The 22,008-nt window shown below is 63.9% G+C and carries 20 protein-coding genes and 1 tRNA gene; 11 read left to right on the forward strand and 10 right to left on the reverse strand.

The features are described from left to right. Positions 1-22: 22 nt before the first annotated feature. From QW845_RS06485 to tsaD, 4 genes are all read right to left on the reverse strand, one after another. A complete protein-coding gene (locus QW845_RS06485) occupies positions 23-238 on the reverse strand; it encodes a dodecin family protein (protein ID WP_315800784.1) in 216 nt (71 codons plus the stop codon). Between the two features lie 325 nt (positions 239-563). Then, positions 564-977 carry an EVE domain-containing protein gene (locus QW845_RS06490; RefSeq protein ID WP_315800785.1) on the reverse strand — a complete coding sequence of 138 codons (414 nt, stop codon included), beginning with the start codon at positions 975-977 and terminating at the stop codon, positions 564-566. 177 nt (positions 978-1,154) lie between these two features. Then, a complete protein-coding gene (locus QW845_RS06495; RefSeq protein WP_315800786.1) occupies positions 1,155-2,135 on the reverse strand; it encodes an NAD(P)H-dependent glycerol-3-phosphate dehydrogenase in 981 nt (326 codons plus the stop codon). A 241-nt stretch (positions 2,136-2,376) separates the two neighbouring features. Beyond that, the gene (tsaD, locus tag QW845_RS06500; protein WP_315800787.1) at positions 2,377-3,444 is read right to left on the reverse strand and encodes a tRNA (adenosine(37)-N6)-threonylcarbamoyltransferase complex transferase subunit TsaD; all 1,068 of its coding nucleotides are present in this window, start codon (positions 3,442-3,444) and stop codon (positions 2,377-2,379) included. A 140-nt stretch (positions 3,445-3,584) separates the two neighbouring features. Here tsaD and QW845_RS06505 point away from each other — a divergent pair, with 140 nt between their 5' ends. The 5 genes from QW845_RS06505 to QW845_RS06525 all read left to right on the forward strand — a co-directional run bounded on the left by QW845_RS06505 (position 3,585) and on the right by QW845_RS06525 (position 9,248). Continuing rightward, on the forward strand, positions 3,585-4,313 hold the full coding sequence (locus QW845_RS06505) for a uroporphyrinogen-III synthase (protein ID WP_315800788.1): 729 nt from the start codon (positions 3,585-3,587) through the stop codon (positions 4,311-4,313). Positions 4,314-4,363: 50 nt separating this feature from the next. Further along, positions 4,364-5,674 carry a hypothetical protein gene (locus QW845_RS06510; RefSeq protein WP_315800789.1) on the forward strand — a complete coding sequence of 437 codons (1,311 nt, stop codon included), beginning with the start codon at positions 4,364-4,366 and terminating at the stop codon, positions 5,672-5,674. Positions 5,675-5,691: 17 nt separating this feature from the next. Beyond that, positions 5,692-7,590 carry a heme biosynthesis protein HemY gene (locus QW845_RS06515; RefSeq protein ID WP_315800790.1) on the forward strand — a complete coding sequence of 633 codons (1,899 nt, stop codon included), beginning with the start codon at positions 5,692-5,694 and terminating at the stop codon, positions 7,588-7,590. Between the two features lie 149 nt (positions 7,591-7,739). Continuing rightward, a tRNA-Thr gene (locus QW845_RS06520) sits at positions 7,740-7,815 on the forward strand. A 185-nt stretch (positions 7,816-8,000) separates the two neighbouring features. Next, the gene (locus QW845_RS06525; protein ID WP_315800791.1) at positions 8,001-9,248 is read left to right on the forward strand and encodes a tyrosine-type recombinase/integrase; all 1,248 of its coding nucleotides are present in this window, start codon (positions 8,001-8,003) and stop codon (positions 9,246-9,248) included. 379 nt (positions 9,249-9,627) lie between these two features. Here the strand turns inward: QW845_RS06525 and QW845_RS06530 are convergent, their stop codons facing one another. Both QW845_RS06530 and traA read right to left on the reverse strand, forming a co-directional pair. Next, entirely contained in the window at positions 9,628-9,843 is a 216-nt protein-coding gene (locus QW845_RS06530; RefSeq protein WP_315715837.1) for an AlpA family transcriptional regulator, read from the reverse strand. A gap of 128 nt (positions 9,844-9,971) precedes the next feature. Next, the gene (gene traA, locus QW845_RS06535; protein WP_315800792.1) at positions 9,972-12,983 is read right to left on the reverse strand and encodes a Ti-type conjugative transfer relaxase TraA; all 3,012 of its coding nucleotides are present in this window, start codon (positions 12,981-12,983) and stop codon (positions 9,972-9,974) included. Between the two features lie 169 nt (positions 12,984-13,152). Between traA and QW845_RS06540 the strand changes: the two genes are divergently transcribed. Together QW845_RS06540 and QW845_RS06545 are read left to right on the forward strand one after the other, a co-directional pair. Then, a complete protein-coding gene (locus QW845_RS06540; protein WP_315800928.1) occupies positions 13,153-13,479 on the forward strand; it encodes a conjugal transfer protein TraD in 327 nt (108 codons plus the stop codon). 1 nt (position 13,480) lies between these two features. Beyond that, positions 13,481-13,774, forward strand: coding sequence for a conjugal transfer protein TraD (locus tag QW845_RS06545; protein ID WP_315800793.1), 294 nt, complete (start codon positions 13,481-13,483; stop codon positions 13,772-13,774). 46 nt (positions 13,775-13,820) lie between these two features. Here QW845_RS06545 and QW845_RS06550 read toward each other — a convergent pair whose 3' ends face one another. Further along, positions 13,821-15,227: an MFS transporter gene (locus QW845_RS06550; protein WP_315800794.1), complete on the reverse strand. Its 1,407-nt coding sequence runs from the start codon at positions 15,225-15,227 to the stop codon at positions 13,821-13,823. A gap of 100 nt (positions 15,228-15,327) precedes the next feature. On the opposite strand from QW845_RS06550, the gene QW845_RS06555 reads away from it, so the two are divergent. Next, entirely contained in the window at positions 15,328-16,278 is a 951-nt protein-coding gene (locus QW845_RS06555) for a LysR substrate-binding domain-containing protein (RefSeq protein WP_315800795.1), read from the forward strand. Next, positions 16,175-17,668 (forward strand): serine hydrolase, encoded by a 1,494-nt coding sequence (locus QW845_RS06560; protein ID WP_315800796.1) that lies wholly within the window; start codon positions 16,175-16,177, stop codon positions 17,666-17,668. The genes QW845_RS06555 and QW845_RS06560 overlap by 104 nt, the downstream gene beginning before the upstream one ends. A gap of 168 nt (positions 17,669-17,836) precedes the next feature. On the opposite strand, the gene QW845_RS06565 is transcribed toward QW845_RS06560, so the two are convergent. From QW845_RS06565 to QW845_RS06575, 3 genes are all read right to left on the reverse strand, one after another. Further along, complete coding sequence (locus QW845_RS06565) at positions 17,837-18,616, reverse strand: class I SAM-dependent methyltransferase (protein ID WP_315800797.1); 780 nt, start codon at positions 18,614-18,616, stop codon at positions 17,837-17,839. Between the two features lie 215 nt (positions 18,617-18,831). Further along, on the reverse strand, positions 18,832-19,278 hold the full coding sequence (locus QW845_RS06570; protein WP_315800798.1) for a hypothetical protein: 447 nt from the start codon (positions 19,276-19,278) through the stop codon (positions 18,832-18,834). Between the two features lie 302 nt (positions 19,279-19,580). Further along, positions 19,581-19,967 (reverse strand): hypothetical protein, encoded by a 387-nt coding sequence (locus tag QW845_RS06575; protein ID WP_315800799.1) that lies wholly within the window; start codon positions 19,965-19,967, stop codon positions 19,581-19,583. A 567-nt stretch (positions 19,968-20,534) separates the two neighbouring features. On the opposite strand from QW845_RS06575, the gene QW845_RS06580 reads away from it, so the two are divergent. Continuing rightward, complete coding sequence (locus tag QW845_RS06580) at positions 20,535-20,972, forward strand: hypothetical protein (protein WP_315800800.1); 438 nt, start codon at positions 20,535-20,537, stop codon at positions 20,970-20,972. 135 nt (positions 20,973-21,107) lie between these two features. Then, positions 21,108-21,824 carry a hypothetical protein gene (locus QW845_RS06585; RefSeq protein ID WP_315800801.1) on the forward strand — a complete coding sequence of 239 codons (717 nt, stop codon included), beginning with the start codon at positions 21,108-21,110 and terminating at the stop codon, positions 21,822-21,824. Positions 21,825-22,008: the final 184 nt, after the last annotated feature.

Below are 22,008 nucleotides of genomic sequence, written 5' to 3' on the forward strand. Positions count from 1 at the left end.
GCAATGCAAGCCGATGGACGGCTCATGCACCTTCGAACTTGAACGACACGTTGAGCTTGGCCCGATAGGCTTCCACTTTCCCCTTCGCGTCGAGCTGCATGTCCAGCTTGACGACTTCCGCGACGCGGAGGTCTCGGAGTGTTTTCGCCGCCTGTTCGACCGCATTCGCGGCCGCCTTTTCCCAGGATTCACCGCTGGTACCGATCAGCTCGATGACTTTGTAGACGCTGTCAGACATGTCGTTCTCCTGTTCGGTATGAAGCAGGAAGCAGGAGCTTCCTGCCACAACCGAGCGTAGCATCACGACATCAACACGGGAAGCGCTCGGCAGAGTATTGATCCCGATGTTCACCCAGCCTTTCAGGGCAGGATTTCCTATTCTCAGATGCGATCGCGGCCCTCTACGCCGGGAACTTCTCGACTGACGACCTGAGGGCCATGGGCAGGCGCTCGGCGAAGAGATCGCAACCAGATGGTCGACGAGCCGCGCAAGAAAGGTCTGGATCTCTGAGCTGCGCCAGAGCCGGGCGCTGCTGAGCCGGCATCTTACGCCGTTCGATCGGTTATACTCCGCCCAACTTGCAGATGTGCTTCCATTCCTCCGGCGTCACCGGCTGCACCGACAGGCGCGACTGCTTGACCAGGGCCATCTCACTGAGCGTCTTGTCGGTCTTGATCGCGGCGAGCGTCACCGGGGTCTTGAACGCCTTGTGCGCCTTGATGTCGACGCAGACGAATTTGCCGGTCTTGTCGGTCGGGTCGGGATAGGCTTCCTTGATGATCTCGGCGATGCCGACGATCTCCTTCCCCTCGTTGGAATGATAGTAGAAGGCGAGGTCGCCCTTCTTCATCGCCACCAGGTTCTGCCGCGCCGTGTAGTTGCGCACGCCGGTCCAGGCCTCCCCCTTCGCGCCCTTCTCCACCTGCTGGTCCCACGACCATACCGAGGGCTCGGATTTCACCAGCCAGTAGTTCATGATGCAGTTCTCTTTCCATTCATCGTGGCCGGGCAAAAGTGCGAAGCACGTCTGTCAAAGGCCCCGGCCATCCACGTCTCACCGCCAGCTCTATTATCTTAGACGTGGATGCCCGCGACAAGCGCGGGCATGACGGCGGAGGTGGCTGCGCGACCGGTAGCGCCGCGCCTACACCGCTCACTCCTCCGCCTTGAACGGGCGCAGCATCAGCGCCTCGATCGCAGCGTCGATCGTGACGCTGCCGGCGAGAATGGCGGCCACGGCCAGCGCGACCGGCATCTCGACGCCGCGCGAGGTGGCGAGCTCGACCAGCACGGGCGCGGTGTATTGTCCCTCGGCGAGCTTGCCCGCCGGCAGCGGCTCGCCGCGGCCGAGCGCGAGGCCGGCGGCGAAGTTGCGCGACTGCGGGCCGGCGCAGGTGAGGATGAGGTCGCCGAGGCCGGACAGGCCGGTCAAGGTCTCGCTGCGCGCGCCATAGGCGCGGCCGAGCCGGACCAGCTCGGCGAAACCGCGCGTGGTCAGCGCCGCCAGGGCCGAGGCGCCGAGCTGCCGTCCGGCGACGATGCCGGCGGCGATCGCCAGCACGTTCTTGGCGGCGCCGCCGATCTCGACGCCGCGCACGTCGGTCGCGTGATAGGGCCGGAAGGTCGGCGAGCCCAGTGCCTGCACCAGCGCCGCCGCAAGCGGCTCGTCGCGGGCGGCGAGCGTCACCGCCGTGGGCAGGCCGCGCGCGACATCGTCGGCGAAGCTCGGGCCGGACAGGATGGCGGGGATCGCATTCGGCGCCGCCTCGGCGATGACCTCGGTCATGAATTTGTGGGTGCCGTGCTCGATGCCCTTGGCGCAGGCGATGAGCGGTGTGCCAGGCCGAAGCAGCGGCGCGAGGTGCATGACCGCGCCGCGCAGGTGCTGCGCGGGAACGACGATGAGAACGGCGTCGGCGCGGGCGGCCCGGGCGAGATCGGCGGTGACGGAGATGCTGTCGGCGAGCGGAATGCCGGGCAGGCGCGGATTCTCGCGCGCGCTGGCTATGCGCGCGGCGTGGTCGGCATCGCGGGCGTACAGCGTGACGTCACGGCCGGCGCGTGCCGCGACGGCGGCGAGCGCGGTGCCCCACGCCCCGGCGCCGATGATGCTGATGGTTTGGAAACTGATCATGCGCGGCAACCGTCGCTGCGCTCCCTCTCCCCTTGTGGGGGAGGGCTGGGGAGGGGGGTGCCACGGGCGAGAGCGTTCGTGGGGCTACGCCCACCCCCGACCCCTCCCCGCCTAGCGAAGCTCCGCTTCGCGCGGGGGTAGGGGGGCGCACCGAGTTTGCCGCGCCAGCTTGCGCTATGGCGTACAAGAGAACGAGCCAATGGATGGCGCGTGCTCGGCGCAGCCAGCAACTCTGCCACGGTCAAAACCCCGCGCGCGTATTCGCGAACTTGCCCGGCACGCTGGCATTGGCATCCAGCAGCCAGCGGGCGCGCGGGGCGGCGTCCATGCCGTCGACCATGCCGAGCGCGAGCCGCTCCAGTCCGGCCCAGGCAATCATCGCACCGTTGTCGGTACACAGCGCCGGCGGCGGCATGATCAGGCGGGTGCCGCCGGCTTGCGCGACATCGTCGAGCGCGCCACGGATCGCCTGGTTGGCGGCGACGCCGCCGGCGGCGACCAGCGCGGTTGGCGCACCGAAGCGCTGCTTGAACAGATCGAGGCCGACGCGCAGACGGTCGGCGGTCGACTCCAGCACCGCCGCCTGGAAGCTGGCGCAGAGGTCGGCGACATCCTGGTCGGCGATGCTCTCCAGGCGGCCGATCTCGTTGCGCACCGCGGTCTTCAATCCCGACAGCGAGAAATTCGCATCGCTGCGGCCTAGCATCGGACGCGGAAACGCGAAGCGCTTGGCGTCGCCGTTGCGCGCGGCCTGCTCGACTTCAGGTCCGCCGGGATAGGGCAGGCCCAGCATCTTGGCGACCTTGTCGAACGCCTCGCCCATGGCGTCGTCGACGGTGGTGCCGAGCCTGATGTAGTCGCCGACGCCGGCGACCGCGACGATCTGGGTGTGGCCGCCGGAGGCCAGGAAGAGGCAATAGGGGAAGTCGATTGCATCGGTGAGGCGCGGCGTCAGCGCATGCGCCTCGAGATGGTTGACCGCGATCAGCGGGGTATCGTGGACGAGAGCAATCGCCTTGGCGGTGGTGAGGCCGACGATGACGCCGCCGATCAGTCCTGGGCCGGCCGCCGCGGCGACGCCACCGAGCGCGGCATAGTCGATGCCGGCTTCGCGCATCGCTGCGTCGATGAGATGGTCGAGCATGTCGACATGGGCGCGCGCCGCGATCTCGGGAACCACGCCGCCATAGATGGCGTGCTCGTCGGTCTGCGAGCGCACGACGTTGGACAGGATCTGCCCCTTGCCGTCCGAATCACGCGCCACCACGGCGGCGGCGGTCTCGTCGCAGGTGGTTTCGATGCCCAGCACGAGCGTTTGCGATTCGTTACCCAATCTCAACCCTTTTGGTCATTATGAGTGCGCAGAACCGCCTAACACCACGAGGTCGCCAGGTGCAATCACCCGTCCGTTGCAGCCCGGCCGATCCGTATTCGACGGGAGCATAGCACATGGCCGTGCTGGTGACCCGTCCCGCCCCCGACAATGAACGCACCGCCGCGGCTTTGCGCGCGCGCGGCTTCGACGTGCTGCTGGCGCCGATGCTGCGCTTCGAGCCGGTCGCGCTGCCGCCTGACGCCGGCCGCGACGCCGCCGGACTGATCGTGACGTCATCGAACGCGCTGCGCGCGGCCGCGCCGCAGCTCGGAGCGTCCGCCTTGCTGCGCCTGCCGCTGTTCGCGGTCGGCGACCAGACCGCGGCGGCCGCACGCGACGCCGGCTTCACGCAGGTGATCTCGGCCGCGGGCGATGCGACGGCGTTGCGCGACCTGATCGCCAATGGCGGCGTCGTCGACGCCGGGGCCACCCTGCTCTATCTTGCGGGCGCCGACATCTCGCGCGATCTCGCCTCCGAGCTCGCCGCGCGCGGCTACGACGTGGTCACGCAGACCGTCTACCGGATGGCACAGGTGACCAGCCTGCCACGCGAGGTCTGCGACGCGTTCGCGGCAAACGCGATTCGTGCGGTGCTGCATTATTCGCGGCGGAGCGCGGCGGCGTTCGTGGCGGCGATCCGGGCCGACGGCGTCGAAATCTCGGCGCTGGCGGTGCCGCATGCCTGCCTGTCGGCCAATGTCGCCGAGGTTCTTCGAGAGGCTGGCGCGACCCAGGTCACAATCGCGGCGCATCCGGATGAAAACGACATGCTGGAGGGCCTGACCCGTGCGCTACGGTCGTGAATGGCGTAAGAGGGCCTGCTCAATCTTGCCTCAGCCAGGGAACTTCCACCATGGTCGATGAACCCGACACCGCTGCACCGGCCTCCGACACCGGGCGGCCGAAACGGCCACCGCCGACCATCGACCTGGAGCCGACCTCGCGCGAGGAGCGCCCGTCGGCCAGCGAGAGCGCGGCCGAGCGGCCGACTGCCTCGCCATGGTCCGCGCCGGCCGAAGCCTTGGCCGAGGGGTCGTCGGGCGCGGCGAGCCAGTCGCATCCGCATGCCGCCGGTGACGCCGAACCGGAATCTGCTGCCAGCGAGACGCCCGAGGAGACCGTCGCCGCGGCCGAGCCGCCGCGCGCCGACCTTCCTCCGCCCCCGCCACCCCGCCCGGTCTCACCCTGGATCATCGCGCCATTCTCCGGCGCGGCCGCGGCCGCGCTGGTGATCGGCGTCGGCTGGATGCTGGGCTGGCCGCAGGTCGTACCGCCGTCGGCCGTCTCACCGCAGGCGTCCGCCGTCGACGCGCTCGCCACCCGCGTCGCCGGGCTGGAGCAGCGGATCGGCAAGCCGGATGGCGCCGTGACCGGGCGGCTCGATGCCGCCGACAAGGCGATTGCAGCGCTGCGCAACGATATCGCCGGCCTGCGCGCGCAGGCTGACAAGACGGTGGCCGCGCTCAACGACGTCAGGGCGCAGCCGCGCGACGGCGCCGCGCCGGCGCCCGCACCCGAGCCGGTCGATCTCTCCGGCCTGACCGCCCGCATCGATGCGCTGGAGCAGGCGAGCAGGAGCCAGAGCGCGGCGCTGGCGCAGGAGAGCCGCAAGATCACCGAGGCCGCGGCTGCCAAGCCCACCGACGACGCGCCGCTGCGCCGTGTGGTCGCCGCGACCCTGCTCGACGTCGCCGTGCGTCACGGCGATCCCTACGGGCCGGCGCTGTCGACGGCGAAGTCGCTGGCGCCCGATCCGGCCGCGCTGAAGCCGCTGGAGGTCTTCGCCACCACCGGCGTGCCGAGCCCCGCGGCGCTCAGCCGCGAGCTGCTCACCATCGTGCCGAAGCTCTCGCCGCCGGCACCGGAGAGCACCACGGGAACCTCGATCCTCAGCAAGCTCTCGGCCGGCGCCTCGAGCCTGGTCAAGGTCGAGCGCACCGACGGCGCCGGCACCGATCGCGGCGCGGTGGTGGCGCGGATCACCGCGGCGGCGCTGCGCAACGACTTCGCCGAGGCGCGCCGCGAGCTGAAGGGTCTCTCGCCGGAGGATCGCGCTCCCGCCAATGACTGGCTCGCACGTGCCGACGCCCGCGACGCCGCGCTGTCGACCGCCCGCAAATTCGCCGACGACGCGATGACCGCGCTCGCCAAACCCGCGCAATAGGACGCCCAAGGACGCACATGTTCCGGATCGTCATTTTCCTCATCCTGGTCGGGCTCGCCGCGGCGGGCTCGGCCTGGGTCGCCGAGCAGACCGGCGACGTCGTCTTGAACTGGGGTCCGTGGCGGATCGCCATGACCTTGCCGGTGTTCGTGCTCGCGCTCGGCCTGACCATCGCCGCCTGCGTGCTGGTCTGGAACCTGATCAGCGCGCTGCTGCGGGCGCCCGGCCGCATCCGCAAGGCGCATCGCGCCCGCCGGCATCAGCGCGGCCGGCACGCCATCACCCACGGCCTGCTCGCGATCGGCCATGGCGATTCGACCGCGGCGCGCCAGCACGCCGACACCGCCAGGCGGCTGGCCGGCGACGATCCGCTGACGCTTCTCCTGCACGCCCAGGCGGCTCAGCTCGAAGGCGACCGCGACGGCGCCCGGCGCGCCTTCCGCGCCATGGCCGAGCGTCACGACACCAGGCTGCTCGGCCTGCGCGGCCTGTTCATCGAGGCGCAGCGCGCCGATGACGCCTACGCCGCCGTCATGATCGCCGACGAGGCGCTCAAGCTGGCGCCCAACGCCACCTGGGCCTCGCATGCCGTGCTCGGCTTCCGTTGCGCCGAGGCCGACTGGGACGGTGCGCTGGCGATCCTCGACAGCAACTACACCGCCGGGATGATCGACAAGCCGACCTACCGCCGCCAGCGCGGCGTGCTGCTGACGGCGCGTGCGCTGGCGCTGGAGACCGCGGATCGCGACCTGTCGCGCACGAGCGCGATGGAGGCGGTGAAGCTGGCGCCGACCCTGGTGCCGGCTGCGGTGCTGGCGGCGAAGTTCGAGAGCGAGGCGCATCAGGTGCGGCGCGCGATGAAGATCATCGAGGCGGCCTGGGCCGCCGGCCCGCATCCGGAGCTCGCCGACGCCTACGCCCATGTGCGGCTCGGCGATTCCGCAACCCAGCGGCTGGCGCGGGTGGAGAACCTCGCCGCGCGCACGCCCGGCCATGTCGAGGGCGCGCTGGCGGTGGCGCGCGCGGCGATCGACGCCGCCGAGTTCGGCCGCGCCCGCGCGGCGCTGGCGCCGTTCACCGACGACCCGACGCAGCGCGTGGCGATGCTGATGGCGGAGCTGGAGCGCACCGAGCATGGCGACGCCGGCAAGGCGCGGGAATGGGCGCTGCGCGCGGTGCGCGCCCGCCACGACCCGGCCTGGACCGCGGACGGCTATGTCAGCGACCGCTGGCAGCCGATCTCGCCGGTCACCGGCCGGCTCGACGCCTTCCAGTGGCAGACGCCGGTCGCGAGCCTGCCCTCGGAACGCAGCAGCGTGATCGAGAGCTCGGCCTTCGCCGAGGCCGTGCTGGCCCCGCCGGTCCGTACGGCCGTCGCCGAAGCCGTGATCGCGCCGCCAAGCGAACCCGCGAGCGAGCCTGTGGTGATCACGCCGGCCGTGCAGGACAACGAGCCGCCGCGGCCGGCGGCGGCCGCCGAGCCCGAGCAGGCCGAACAACCGGTCGAGGAGGCTTTGGACAAGCCTGTCGACAAGCCGGTGGATATCCCTGTGGACACGGCTGAGGACGGCAAGCTGATCGAAGCCACCGCGGTCGCGGCCGAGCCGGCGCCGCCGTTGCAGGCCGCGGGACCCGCCGAGACCGAAGCCGAGCCGGAAACAGAGGCCGAGCCGGACGCGGTGGCCGCCAAGCCGGCCGAGACCGCGGCGGCCGCACCGACGCCGCTGTTCCGCACCCGCAACGATCTCGCCCGGCCGGCGGAGACGCCGATCCAGGCGATCGTCCCGATCATGCGGCCGCCGGACGATCCCGGCGTCGACGACGACGACCAGCCCCGCGACGAGTTCGCCGAGCAGATCGCACCCAAGGCGCAGGCCGGCGGCTGGCGCGGGTTCTGGTCGCGGTTCGGCGGCTGAGGGCCCAGGCCCTCCCGCTGTTCCCGGCCACACCGGTTCGATTCCAGGCCGCGGCGGCGCGCGTTGTCCTTGCCAACGGGCCGTCCGCCCGATATCAGGAGCGCGTTCGCGTCGTCCGTCCCCGTGCCGGGCGCTCGCCGCTATGGTTCGCCGCAATAGCTCAGCTGGTAGAGCACGTCATTCGTAATGACGGGGTCGGGGGTTCGAGTCCCTCTTGCGGCACCACCCCCCTTCCGCAGCCGTCCTCCCTCGTTCGTTTCTCGCCGACAAGGTACTGAAAACAAAACATTTTCGGTCATTCGTGGCCGTCACGGTTTGTTCTCGTTCGTTGACAGCCGATGAAATTGTTGGCCTCCTTGTTGGCCTTTCGGGCGATGTAGCTTTGAAAAGGCCAACAGTTGGTGCGTGGCATGGCGAGTGGAAAACTTACGGACGCTGCCGTTAGGAACGCCAAGGCTAGTGGGCGGCTAGTGAAGCTCTCGGACGGGGGCGGCCTGCAACTGTGGCTTACGCCAAGCGGTGGCAAACTCTGGAATTTCGCGTATCGGTTCGGCAGCAAGCAGAAGAAACTCGCCCTTGGCGAATACGGCAAGGCCCCGGCCGGTGTGCCACTGGAAGCTGCCAGAAGGCTAAGGGACGAAGCTGCGGGCCTCTTGCGGGACGGCATCGATCCCGCCATCCGGAAGCGCCAGGTGAAGGCGGCGCGCGCCGAGGCTCAGGCCAACACGTTCAGTGTTCTGGCCGATGAGCTGCTTGCCAAGAAGAAGCGGGAGGGCGTTGCGACTGCGACCGCTGGCAAGCTGGAATGGCTGCTCGGCCTGGCCAAGGCCGATCTGGGACCGCTGCCGATCGGCGACGTCTCCGCTGGTGAAGTCTTGCGGGTGCTGCAACCACTGGAAGCGGCCGGCAAGCTCGAAACGGCAAAGCGCCTGCGGGCGGTCATTGGTGCCGTATTTCGATATGCTGTCACGACCGCCCGTGCCAATGCGGACCCGACCCAAGCGCTGCGCGGCGCAATCGCAGCTCCAAGACCGAAGCACCGGGCGGCGATTATCGAGCCTGTCGCGTTCGGCGGCTTGCTGCGGGCGATTGACGGCTTTCAGGGCCAGCCAACGACGAAGGCCGCGCTGCAACTGATCGCCCTGCTAGCGCCGCGGCCGGGCGAGCTGCGCCACGCGACATGGGCTGAATTTGATCTGGACGCTGCCGTGTGGAACATCCCCGCCGAGCGGACGAAGATGCGCAGACCTCACCGCGTCCCGCTTCCAGCGCAGGCTACCGCCATTTTGCGGGACCTGCATCCGATCACAGGGCGAGGCGTGGCCGGGCTTGTCTTCCCGGGCCTGCGTTCGGTGACGCGGCCGATCAGCGAAAACACGCTGTGTGCGGCGCTGCGCCGTCTCGGCTATTCGAACGACGAGATGGTCGCTCACGGTTTCCGCTCGACCTTTTCGACCCTGGCCAACGAAAGCGGAAAGTGGAGCATCAACGCCATCGAGGCTGCGCTGGCGCATGTTGAGCCGAATGCTGTGCGCCGGGCCTACGTCCGCGGCGACTATTGGGATGAGCGTGTGAAACTGATGACGTGGTGGGCCGACTATCTCGATGCGCTGCGCCAGGGTGCGCGCATATTGCAATTCAAGGAAGCGTCAGCGTGAGCAGCGGTGGGCCTAGTGCGTTAAGATCGTGTGCGCGGATAGGAAGGCTATCCGATTATCCGGTCAGCACCTCCGGGTACGCATCGGTTGGGGTACGACACGAGTGAGCTTATGGCCGCCCTTTTGGTGAAGAACGGGACGCCGGCATTTCACCAAGAACGGATCAGAAAACGCGGAGTTGGCTGCGTGGAGAAGCCCCTCTGTCAGCGCAGGACAAGCCTGTTGCTATCAGCACAGAACTAGGACCGATTGACGGTCCAATCAGCAACGGGCCGAAGACGCGCCTCTCTAAGGAATAGGACAAGCTGCCGCCACGGCGGACGCGCGCGTAGTTGATCATGCGTTTCGAGGACAACGACGATTGACGTTCATCTTCTTGTCACCGGACTTCACCGAGCGCGCCCCTCGGTCGCCACGAGACAGGATCTGCGATCCACCGGTTGATTTCGGATTCATGCCAACCGCTGCCATTGGTGCTGATCTTGATCTGAACCGGGAATGTGCCCTCGGCGATCTTGCGGTAGATCGTGGACCGCGACAGCCCGGTCCTCGCGAGAACGGTTTTCAAACGGATGATGCGGTCCGCTTCGCGCATGGCCGGGCTGCCTCCTGCTGGCTGGTTCTGACGGCTGCTGAGAGAAGAGAGGCCACCGCCTGGCGGGCGTGCAATTGGGTTTTCGACTTGTCGGGGCGTGGCGCCCAAGCGGCGGCAGATAGGCCTAGTCAGCGTTCGAGGCCTCGGTCTTTTCCAAGGCCGATACCGTGGGCAAGGGCTAGCTCCTGGCCGAGCCGGCGGCCGGATTCGAACGCGATGCCGAGGTCGTTCTTGCGGCCGGCGAGGATGGATTCCAATTGCGGATCGCGTTCGAGGCTTTTGGCCATGTCGCCCATTGCCGAGCGCGCAGCCTTGTAGCCGGACATGTCGCCAGCTTGGTATAGGCGCTGACTGGTGTGGCCAAGCTTGTGCCAGCGCTCCACAAAGCGATCGGCGCGCCGGCTTGGATCGGTGCGAAGTTCGGTCTCGATCTGGAGCGCACGGATGGCGGGGCTGACCTGACCGGCCGCCGCCTTACGGGCGAGCTCCGGGTTGTTTCGGTAGGCGGCTTCGGCGTCATGCGAGCCATAAGGCCGCACCGCCTCGAAGGCATGGCGGGCCGTCTGTAGTTCTTTCACCTGCTCCGGACTTGCCTGCCTGCCTATCTCCCGCTCCGCGAAGATCGCATCCACGGCGCGGGCATGGCGCACGAGCGCCCGGGTCCGGACGCGACGTGCTTCCGCCTCGGGATCTTGCGCCACGTTCCTTGCCGGCACTTCGGGTTCACGCCGGTCGGTTGCCGTACCACTCCTTTCCCTTTCCGGCGACCCGGGCTCGGGCCGTTGTCCGCCATATCGGTCGGACACCTCCCCAGGAACGCGAAGGCCGTCGAACATGTCGCGCAGCTTCTCCGGCATGACCTTGCGTACGATCTCGGCCACGCGCTCGCGAAACGTGATCCCACGCCGCTCGGCGTAGCCCCGGATCGGATCGGCACGGTCGTAGTCGGAAGCCATGTCCTTGGCGCGATCGCGCGACAGGGTGCGGACCAGCCGAACCTCATTGGCAAAGTCGTCACGGCCATAGTGCAGGTCGACGCTGTCGCGATGCCGCGACAGCGCGACATAGCTGCTGTGGGCGTCCATGCCGGGCGTCGCCAGCACATGGACGCGGTCCACCGTCATGCCCTGCGCCTTGTGGATCGTCGCCGCATAGCCATGGTCGAGCCGATTGTAATCTTTGAGGTCGAAGCGCACGGATCGGCCATCGTCGGTCTGCACGGTCATGGATTTTGCGCTGACCTGCTCGATGGTTCCGAGCGTGCCGTTCTTGACGCCGAGCCCGCGCTCGTTCTGCAGGAACATGACCCGATCGCCGCCCGCAAAGTCTCTCGTGCCGCGCTCGACCGTCACCTCCACCTCGTCGCCGAGATTGCCCGCTGCCCGCATCCGCTCGCGCGCCGCCTCGTTCAGCGCATGGACCTCTTCGTTGGTATGGGTGAGGATGATTCGGCTCCGATTCGGCGAGGCCAGCCGGTCGCGGTCCCAACGCTCGATCAGATCCCCGCGAGCCTGCTCGCGGGTCTGGGCCTCGTGCACCAAGCCATGGGCGCGGTAAGCTCCGAGCGCATGATCCACCTTGCCGGTCGCTAGATCGCGCGTGGCACCGCGCTGCCAGTCCTCCCGCTGACGGCGCACTTCGCCGATCTCGGCGCCGCCGTGACGTTCATAAATCGACCGGAAGGCCGCTCCCGCTTCGATCGCCTGCAGCTGTTGCGGATCGCCGACGAGCACCACCTTGGCTCCAGCCTCGGCGGCATGGGACAGCACGCGCTCGAGCTGCCGCGTGCCGACCATCCCCGCCTCGTCGATGACAAGCACATTGCTCGATTTGAGCAGATCACGGCTCTGTCCCCAGCCGTGCTCCAGGCTGGCAATCGTGCGCGAAGCAATGCCCGATCCGCTTTGAAGGTTTTCCGCGGCAATGCCGGACAGCGCCACGCCCCGGACCTCGAAGCCAGCCGCTTCCCACGCCTCCCGTGCCACCCCCAGCATCGCGCTCTTTCCCGTCCCGGCATGGCCGACCACGACGCTGAGATCGCGTCCACCCGTGACGTGCGCCAAGGCGTCAACCTGCTCGGATGACAGCACCAGGCCGCGCGCTTCCGCACGCGCCAAAGCCGCCCTGCGCTCCGCATCTCGCACCTCGAGGCGCTCCCCTCCCGCCAACAATTCAGCGGCACGGTGCAGGCGCTGTTCCGTCTCGATCATTCCGCGGGTTGTGAACCGATCCTCGCCGCGGGCGTCCTTACCGAGTTCGATCAGATCGGGCGTTCCCTGTATCGCGCCCATGACCGCATTGAACTGGTCGAGCCCGTCACTGTGACGGTGCGCGAATTTTGCCAGGTCGCGGCGCGTGAAGGTCGATTGCTGCTGGGTGATCGCGTCCAGTCCAAGGGAGGGATCAGCGATGATCCGCGCGCCATTGTTGCGCGCGATCTCGCGGTGCATCTCGGCCCGGTCGGCCTCAGACTCGTCGCCCGCAATGCCTCGGATCTCAATCCGTTTGGCGGGCTCGCCGATCTGGCTTTGCGGCTCCAGCGCAATGCCCTGGACTTCCAGGCTGCGATGGTCGATCCGCGCGTCGATGTCGAGCTCGGCCAGCCGCTCGTTGACAAGCTCGGCCCAGCGTCTGCGCCAGCGCTCGACCATCTCCGTACGGTTCCAGTCCCGTACCTTATTGCCAAAGCCGCTCTCGTCGACCGAGCGCATGGTCACCATGACATGGGCATGAGGTTTCGGCAGTCCGTCCTCCGCCCTGTCCCAATGCACATTGAGATCGGCAATCATACCGAGACCCACGAACTCGCTCCGAACGAAATCGCGGGCTAGCTCGATGCTCTGCGCCTCACTCATCTCGCGCGGAAGCGCAAACTCCACCTCGCGGGCCAGCTGGGCATCTTTCCGGATTTCGTGCGCTTCGACGTCATTCCAAAGCCGCTCGCGGTCGCTCCATGCTGCCGGCACGTTCTCCGGCAGCATGACCTCGGAATGAACGACGCCGCGCTTGGCGGAGAAATCCTGATCGCGGCCGAGCCGCTCGTCACGCAGCCGCGAGCCGGAGCGGTAGGCCGCCGATGCTACCGCGCTGCTCCCGGCCTTTCGGCCAATGACCTTGACGTGAAGATGATAGATCGCCATCGCGACCAGATCACTGGCACAGCGAAGCGCACGTCGGAACGACGTATAAGCGCGCCCTCCTCGAAAAAATCTCGGGAGGGACTACCCCGTCTCAGCTCGTCCTGATGACCTTACAGCATTCTGCGGTGTGCTCGCCTATTATTTCTCCATCGAGCTCATGGAGACGATGATGCGCAAGCCACGAGACTTTGATACGGATCTGAAGGCACTCGAAGACAAAGCGCGCGGGCTGAAAACTCGAAAGGTGCGCCAGCTCGGCGAATTGGTCATCGCGACCAGAGCTGACACACTGACGGCTGAAGAACTGGCAGGCGCGCTGATCGTGCTGGCCGAGACGAAAGAGGCCGGAAAGAGGGAGGCATGGGCCAAGCGCGGGGCCGCGTTCTTTCAAAGTCGGTCGCGGCGAAATGCACCAGCAGCTGACCGCAACACGAACGGCGCTCCTGCGCAATCGGGCGGCGCGCAACCGGCATCAGGCCGCAAAAGCGCGACATGACATGCGCGCGTGGCAGGTCGAACGCCGCAAGCGCACGCGGCATCTCATCGAGCTGGGCGGCCTCGTGGTCAAGGCCGGTATCGTGGATCTGACTGGTGACGACCGTTCCACGATCTTGGGCGCGCTGCTTTGGATGGCTGACAGGCTTAAAAGCGGTGAGGGCGAACGGGCACGTGAGCTTTGGGCCGCGAAGGGAAAACAAGCGTTCGAAATGGACCCTGCAATGGACCCCCCACAGTTCGTAGAATGCGCAACAATCGCACGTTGGCCGATTGACGCTTTCGTAGCCCTCTAGATGAATTGCTCGATCCTAGTATCAACTGCAGAGTTCGTTCGCCGCTTTACTGCAGCTCCTTTGCGACAGGAGTTGAGAGCAAGGCAAACACAATTGCACCAAGCACAAGCGTGATCGCGCCGACGAGAAGAAACGCGGGCGGATACAGGTCGCTTCCGCCCGAATTCAGGACGGCTCCTATCAGTGCGATGCCGAAAGCAAAGCCTACCTGACGCATTGTGACACACATGGCGGCAGCAGTCGCCGCTCGATCGGCTGGAACGGAGGAAACCGAGAAGGCCGTGATCTGAGCGTTGAACAGTGCGCACCCCGCTCCGCCCAGGAGCAGCATCGCGCCCACGGCCCACGTCGCTACCGGGCTGGATAGATCCGTAGAAATGGCTCCCAAGAACAGTGCCGCGACTCCAACCACAGTCAGTCCTCCGCCGAAGTAGAACCGTGCCGGCATGGACTGCGACAAGCGCGCGCCCAGGCTAGGCAGCAGGAGCATTGGTATGGTGAGCGCGGTTAACACCAATCCGGAGCGACTTGCATCGAGCCCCATCGGCCCGCGCATCATCTGCGGCAGATGGACGAGCAAGGACCAGTAACCGATCGAACTTGCAATAGCGGTGATACATAGGGCAAGGAACGGAGCCGACGCAAACAGTCCGAAATCAAAGGCCGGCCGCGGGTGCCTGCGCTCTGCGACCCAGAACGCACAAGAAGCGAGCACGGTTGTAGCCAGTGCTATCCCACGAAATCCGCCTGATGAGAGGAGCGCGTACGCTGAGGAACCGACGACTAGCGCTAGCAGGTTCGGTCCGAGCCAATCCATTGGCGGTTGAGAGCCAATACGTTCCGATTCCGCCAGGGGCAAGGCGAAGACCACGAGCGCCATACAGAGCGGAAGATTGATCAAAAAGATCCACGGCCAGCCAGCATATGAGGCAATGATTGCTCCGAGCGGTGGTCCGACGACCATTGAGCCACCGATGACCGTACCCCAGATGCCGAAGGCCCAGGCGCGTCGCTTACCCGGATAAGCGGCCGCGAGTAGCGCCGCAGCCGCCGATGTGATCGCAGCGCCTGCGACGCCTTGCAGCACGCGCCACGCCAGCAGGCTCTCGAACGTGGTCGACGCCGCAGACAGTGCCGAGGAGAGAGCAAACAAGACGCCGCCGCCAATGAACACTCTTCGCCGGCCATGTCGGTCTGCAAACGGACCGGCAACCGGAAGCGCGAAGATGAGAGCGAGGCTGTAGATGTCGATGATCCAGGCCTGGTCTTGCACCGGGACCCCTACGCTGCTGGCAATGTCCGGTAGCGCAGCGGCTAGACCCGTGAGATCGACCTGGAACAGGAATCCGCCGACACTCACCGCGAGAAGCGCAAACCGCGGTAATCGTGAAGAAGGACCGTTATCTGGGATTGTCGGATCGTCAGCCAGCGCAATTTCGAGATGTTCTGCCATCGCCTTAGGCTGGCGGAAGAACGGCTTGGCAGCGAATGAAGCATTCTCAAAATCTCATGAAACTGTATCATGTGGTTCTCATTGATCACTTCTTGCTCCGATGGTCCGTCGCCTTCCGCCTTTTGCTCCATTGGTCGCGTTCGACGCCGTCGCGCGCCACCGCTCATTCACTCGCGCGGCTGAAGAACTTGGCGTGACCCAGAGCGCGGTCAGTCATCGAATTCGGCAGCTCGAGACATTTTACGGGACGACTCTGCTGCGCAGACTCAATCCCGGGGTCGAGCTGAGCGCCGAAGGAAGTCTGCTGCGAGCCGAAGTTGCGATGTTGCTCGACACCATGGCCGGACTGGAGCCTCGTCTGCGCCGCCGCGCCAGCCGCCGAACCGTCAGATTGGGTTCAGGCCCGGCGTTCGCCGCGTGGTGGCTCGTCAGGCGACTTCCATCGTTTCAGTCGGAGCATCCCGACATCGATGTCGAGTTCGAGCCAATCCAAGCGGAGCAGGAGGCGGCGAATTCAGTCGATCTTCGTATCGTCTGGACGTCGCTTGCCGAAGCACGGCCCAGTTCGACCCAAGCGCCATTGTTTCAGGAGCGCGTGGTTCCGGTGTGCGCGCCTCGTGTGCTGCCTGAAGGCAAGCCGCTGGCGAATCCGGCCGGTCTGATTGAGCTTCCGCTGATCCGGAAGGGGAGCGATCCGGCCGGTGAGTGGAGTTGGGAATTCTGGTTCAAGACACTTGGCGTGAACCAGGCTGTCTCGCGCGGGCCGGTTCTGCGTGATATCGGGCTTTGCCTCACCTCTGCCGTAGAAGGCGGCGGGGTCGCGCTTGGCCGCTCGCTTCTGATCGCTGACGCAGTCGCCGATGGCCGCCTCGTACCGGCGTTGTTGGCGACGCCTCACGTGTCCTCGAGCAAAGTCCACGTGGCACGTTGGCGTCCAGAACTCACTGGTGATCGAGCTATCCGGACTTTGGTCAATTGGCTTTCTCGAGAAACATCGGTTACGGCAACTGCCCCTCGGCTCGGACAAGATGCGCAGAACGCAGACCTATGAATTGCTCCGCAACTACGGTGCACCCAATCGAAATGGCGCACCACGGCCGATGAAGATGGGCACTACTGCTTCGCTATACCCCTATGATGCAGCGGCCGCCAAAGCGATCCGGCCGGATAACCAGCGACGGACTACGATCTTGCGCTACGCCTCATGGGCGGCTGTCTTCCCGATTCCGCTGGTGGTCCGGTTACACCTCGATAGCGGCCATTTCGATCAATCGCAGGATCGACGTGATGGGCCAATTCCGGATGAGGCGCGTCGTCGCGTTGGCTCGAAGCCACAATTCTGCCGTCAATCATTTCGTGTATGGCGTGCTTCAAACAACTTCGTGCGACGTCCATCTCTCCGACCATCTCCGGAATCCCAAAACGAGGCCATCGTCATGCGATTCTTGGCAATGTTTACCGTCGCCATGCTGCTCTGTGTGGCTGCAGCAAGTGCCGAGCCGGGTGTCGATTGGGATATCCTCGATCCCCGCGAAGCGGCACGGGTGGCACCCATTCAGGATGCGGTCCAGGATTACGCTCGGAAATACAGGCCGACAGCGATTGTGGTTGTGCAAGACGACCGCTTGGTTGCGACGTCGGGGGACATTGCGCGCAAGGTCAATGTTCACTCTGTTCGAAAGAGCTTGCTGAGTGCTCTTTTCGGGATCGCCATCGAGCGCGGCCAAATAGATATTGGGAAAACGCTCGAGCAACTGGGCGTAGATGATAATGCGCCATCTCTGACGCCAGACGAGAAACAGGCAACTGTCCACCAACTGCTCATGGCTCGGTCTGGAATCTATCATCCGGCTGCTTACGAGACGCGGGAGCAGAAAGTCGCGCGGCCGCCGCGTGGCGCTCACCCGCCCGGGACGTTCTGGTATTACAACAACTGGGACTTCAATGCGCTTGGCGCAATCTACACGAAGGCGACGGGCTCGAATGTCTTTGAGAGCTTCGCTAAGTTGATCGCCGGTCCTATTGGGATGCAGGATTTCACTCCCTATAGTGGAATGTCCATTGGAGATAGCTCCTCTCTTTACCGCGCCTACGTATTTAGCATGAGCGCACGCGATCTTGCGCGTTTCGGCTTGCTGTTTCTCAACCAAGGTCGATGGAACGGAACAACTGTGATTTCGACGCGGTGGGTTGCTGAATCCACGAAAGCTTATTCGGAAACAGATCGAAAAGGCCGGGAGTACGGCTACTTGTGGTGGGTTCTCGACGAAGGGGTATATGGGAGAGACGCAATTCTAGCCTCCGGTTACGGGGGACAATTGATAGCTGTCGTGCCAGAGAAGCGTCTGGTCGTCGCTCAGGTGGTCGAATTGGACCAAGGCCGGACGGGGATTCATACGACAGATTTCCTGGATCTCGTCCGAGACGTCATGCTCCACTGATTGATGCGATGCGACCCAACCGTCCGCTCAGGGTCAAAAGCTGCCTTCTGATCGTCTGACGGCTCGCTTCCGGTTAAACCGCGAAAGCGGACATTCTCAATGCCGCTCTGGATCGTCCGTAGGGGGCAGAACCGGAAGTGAACGCGACAAATGGGCTAACGCGAAGGGCTATTTGTCGCCATCAATACGGTGAGCAATGTAGAGATGCGTTTCATAATCGATGTCGAGGCCGCCTCCTTGATCGTCGATTGCCTTTGCAATTTCATCGAGCAGGTCTTCACGCGTCTCTGCCGCGAGTAACCGAACGTCCGACCGCGTGCTCAGAAACTCGGTGTAGCTGGACGCCGTGTGCTGCCATTTCCACAGATAGCACCTGTGTTCAACGGGCCCGAACAACTGCGACTGGTCAAACCAGTCCTTAAGCGGCCCGTTCGGTAGGTACCAAGCTTCGGGCGGCGCCCCCCACGAGCCCGTGTGACGTAGCCAAATTTGCTTAAACCGTTCCAGTAAATGTGAGGATAGTCCGACAGGCACGTGCCCGAAGACGGCTAGTGTTCCGTTAGTCGAAAGCAGTTGGGCGGCTTTTACGAACCGCACTTCCGGGGATACCCAGTGCCACGCCTGTGCCGCAAAGATTAGAGCGAACACCGAACTTCCAACTGGCCACGCCTCGAAAGTAGCCTCGGCTAGTTTCACGTTGGCAAAACTCGCCAAAGTCTCGCGCGCGTAGCGGATCATTTCCGATCCGGGATCAATGGCGACGATCTGCAAACCCCGCTTCGCAAAGCTTTTTGTTGCTTGACCCGTTCCACAGCCAATTTCAAGAACGGCATCGGTTGGCTCTAGGTTTGCAAATGACATGACATCGTCAATCAGAGCCTCAGGGTAATCGGGTCGTGAGGCCCTGTATACGTTCGCGACTTGATCGAATGTGAAACGCTGCTCCATCGTTTGCCCCCTTTTGGCGGTTAGGGAACATAACCTGAGCGGCGTCTGCCCGTCCAACAGCCCACTTCCACTTCGGGTCAAAAAGCCGGCGGTCGGTGCCCGGCCCCCTTATTCCGGTCGAGGCCCGGAAGCCGACATCACCGGCGGGACCGAAGGTCCGGGACGGGCCAGCAGCGGAAGTAAACGCGACAAAAGCGAAGGGCTACTTGTCGCCGTCACCTCTTTGGCAGCGCGTCGATAGCCGCTGCAAACGAATCAGCAGATTGCAGAAGCCTGATGGCCCGTGCCGCCGGTGCCTTATCGGAGTCATATTGATAGCGACTCCTGATCGCGCCGATCAGCGTTTTCTTAAACTCGGACAGCGGCAGCCTCGCTTCATTGGCCAGCACCGGAATCGCAAAAATCGAACGCAGCAACCATGGTCCGATGGCTCTGATGCCGCCGAACGGGCGAACACGAATAAAGTCTAGAACATCGAACGACCGGCCGTCGGCGTCTACTAAGTGCCATTCGCCAGCGCGGGCGCGTTGGGCCGTCTCCTCGAACATCGAGCGGGGATGTGCACAGAGTTCGAGTGGCGTCGCAGCCAGATAGATGTAGTCCTCTCGCCAACAAAGCACGGGATACGAGATGTCGGGCAGATCGGCCGTCGTTTGACTCATTGGTCGCCGCAAAGTGCCAAATTGCTTGTATTCCAGGAGGCCACGATGCCTCGGTACTCTCCCTCAACGGGTTAGCATACGTTGACTGAAGCTTTGCAACCCCAAAATGACAGCGGTGCGAACGAAGGTCCGGTTTAGGTCAAAGCCGGTCCTTTTGCCCCTGGACGGCTTGCTTCCGGTCGGCCTCCGGGAGCAGACGTCACCGTCCCGACTGAAAAGGTCCGCGAGGGGCCAACAAGCGACGTCGCCGTAAGAGTGTTTTCCAGCAGTACAAAGAAGCGCGACAACAGGCGTTCCGCTCTCTAATGCTTTGGGCGGCCAACTTGCTGGCGGAGACTCTTCAGCTGTTCTTCCAACAATGCTTCCGCAACAGCCCGAGCTTTCGGATCATTATCAATTAGGTTGAGATGGAGCTCCGCTCTCTGAGCGACACGTTCCCATACATGGCTCACGCGATCGAAAGGTGGGTCGATCCGTCTCAGCATCATCTCAGATTGGCAATCATCCAGGTCTTGCGACTTGAATTCACCTGAACCGTTCGCCCAAAGGTTCATCGTCAGCACCCAGAAGTTCACCAAATCGGTGTCGGGTAACAGCTGGAACCGTCTTCCTCGAGCAGTATAATTTTGGACCTTTTGGAGGCGCTCATGCTTCAGCAGAGCTTCCAACTCATCCCGCCGGTCAATCACTAAGCATTCCTCAATGCATTAAGTCGGTATCAATATGCCTGATCTGTTAACCAGTTACCGTATCTGCGTCAAAATGTCTACCCAAGATTGCGCCGTTTTGCCGCACTCTTGATATTGACGTGCAAAATACGTCAGGGGGCATGCGGTCGGTCTAGGCGGGCGGACTGTCCGTTGCGGGCCAAAAAACGGAAAGTCTCATGCCGAGCAATTCTCTTCGGCACAATCTCAAATAACCGACGTGGCAAAGCCCTGACGGCCTTGCTCTGCCGTGCCATGGACTGTCCTCAGAAATGGGGTGGCGCTATGGCCGGTGTACCCCAGATAACAGGCGACTTGCCGCGGGGCCGTAAGTTGGCAGCCATGCGCCAAGAAAGGCGATCTGCCCAACCAGGATCTCATGAGCTAGGTCGCCCTGCTTGGTGGAGAAGATCACGATGAGCTGGGAAGCGGTTAAGGTGGTCACAATGTTCTGGCCACCGGCGGGTAGCTGGAGCACTGGTGGAACAACTCTTGATTTGGTCCAATGATCATGTCTCCGCATTGATAGTGATCATCTAAGAGATGTTCATGAGTGTGACTTCATCGTTATACTTTCTGCGCGTGTCGGGCGCATTGAGCAGGATTGCCGTCTTGCTTTGTCTGAGCGGCGCGTTTTTGCACGATGCCGTGGCCAAAGATCTGACGGCGAACAGCGTTCAAGGTTGTTGGACGTTGAACGTTGACGACAGACCAACGGGCGCGCGGGGCAGAAAGTGGCTGGTCAAGATCTGCTTGCTTGAAGGCGGAGAGCTTTCAGGCTTCGTCCTGGAGCCCACTGGAGAAGCGGAGTCCATCGATGGTGTCTGGAAAATGACAGATCGTGGTATCGAACTGGATGAAGAGCCGTGCACCATCGCATTGGAAGGCGATGGCCGGAAAATGATCCTGTCGTCCTGCCGTTATTCTGGCCGCTGGGACCTCTCATGCCGCAATCCCATCGACCCGTTCAAGTGCCTCAACGAATAGGCCCGGATAGCTGCAGCTTCCAATATCGCGAATGTTTTCGATCAGGCCGTAGTGGCGAGGTCGGCTCAGGGTCAAAGACTGAAATTCTCATGCCGAGCAAATCTCTTCTGCACAACCTCGAATAACCGACATGGCATGGCCCTGACGGCTCTCTCTGCCGTGCCATGGGTTGTCCTTCCGAAACGGGTTGGCGCCACGGTCGGTGTATCCCAGATAACTGCCGACTTGCCGCAGTGCCGCAAGTCGGCAGCCATGGGTCATCAGCGGACCTTCTCGGTATTGCTTGGCTCTGATAGAGTTATCGGATTTTGGGGGCTCCAAATGTTGATCCAAAACTATGGCCTACTATGGAGAAGGGATGATGTCTTCTGGGGCAAGCCGAAAGTTGCAGGTCACTTGAAGGGTTATCCTGCACGTTCAGCATTCCACGTTGTTGATTTCAGGGAACAGCAAGGTGTCTATTGTCTCTACGACGACAATTTCAAATTGGTCTACGTCTGCCAAGCCGGAGCTAATGATAACCAAAGGCTATTTCTCCGCTTAAGACAGCATAAGGTCGATGCACTCGCGGATAGATGGACGCGCTTTTCTTGGTACGGAATGCGTTGGGTTACGAACACGCACAGGCTTGCAAAAGAAGTTTTGCGTACGCAGACAAAACCGGCCGATATTCTGAACCATGTCGAGGCGATCTTGATCAGTGCCGCTGAGCCACCCCACAACAGGCAAGGTGGGCGCTTCGGCGATGAAGTTGTGCAATACCTTCAGTATCGTGATGAAGAGCAAGTTGGCCCGGACCAATTCCACATGATCCGTGAGATTTGGAAGATGCACGTCAAAGATGCTAGTTAGAGTTCGGAGCTTCTTCTGCTAAGGGTCACAAGCAGCCTATCGGTCCTCGGATGCAGATTTCCGGCCCTACCCCGAGAAGGGGCATCATCGGCGCCATCGGGAAGGTCCGGAACGGGCCACAAGCCGACCTGGGCTTTCAAAGGGAGCCGTGCAATCATCCAGATGATCCGGGCATCAGAGGGGA

Origin of the sequence: Bradyrhizobium sp. SZCCHNS3002 (assembly GCF_032377435.1) — a bacterium.
Taxonomy (GTDB): Bacteria; Pseudomonadota; Alphaproteobacteria; order Rhizobiales; family Xanthobacteraceae; genus Bradyrhizobium.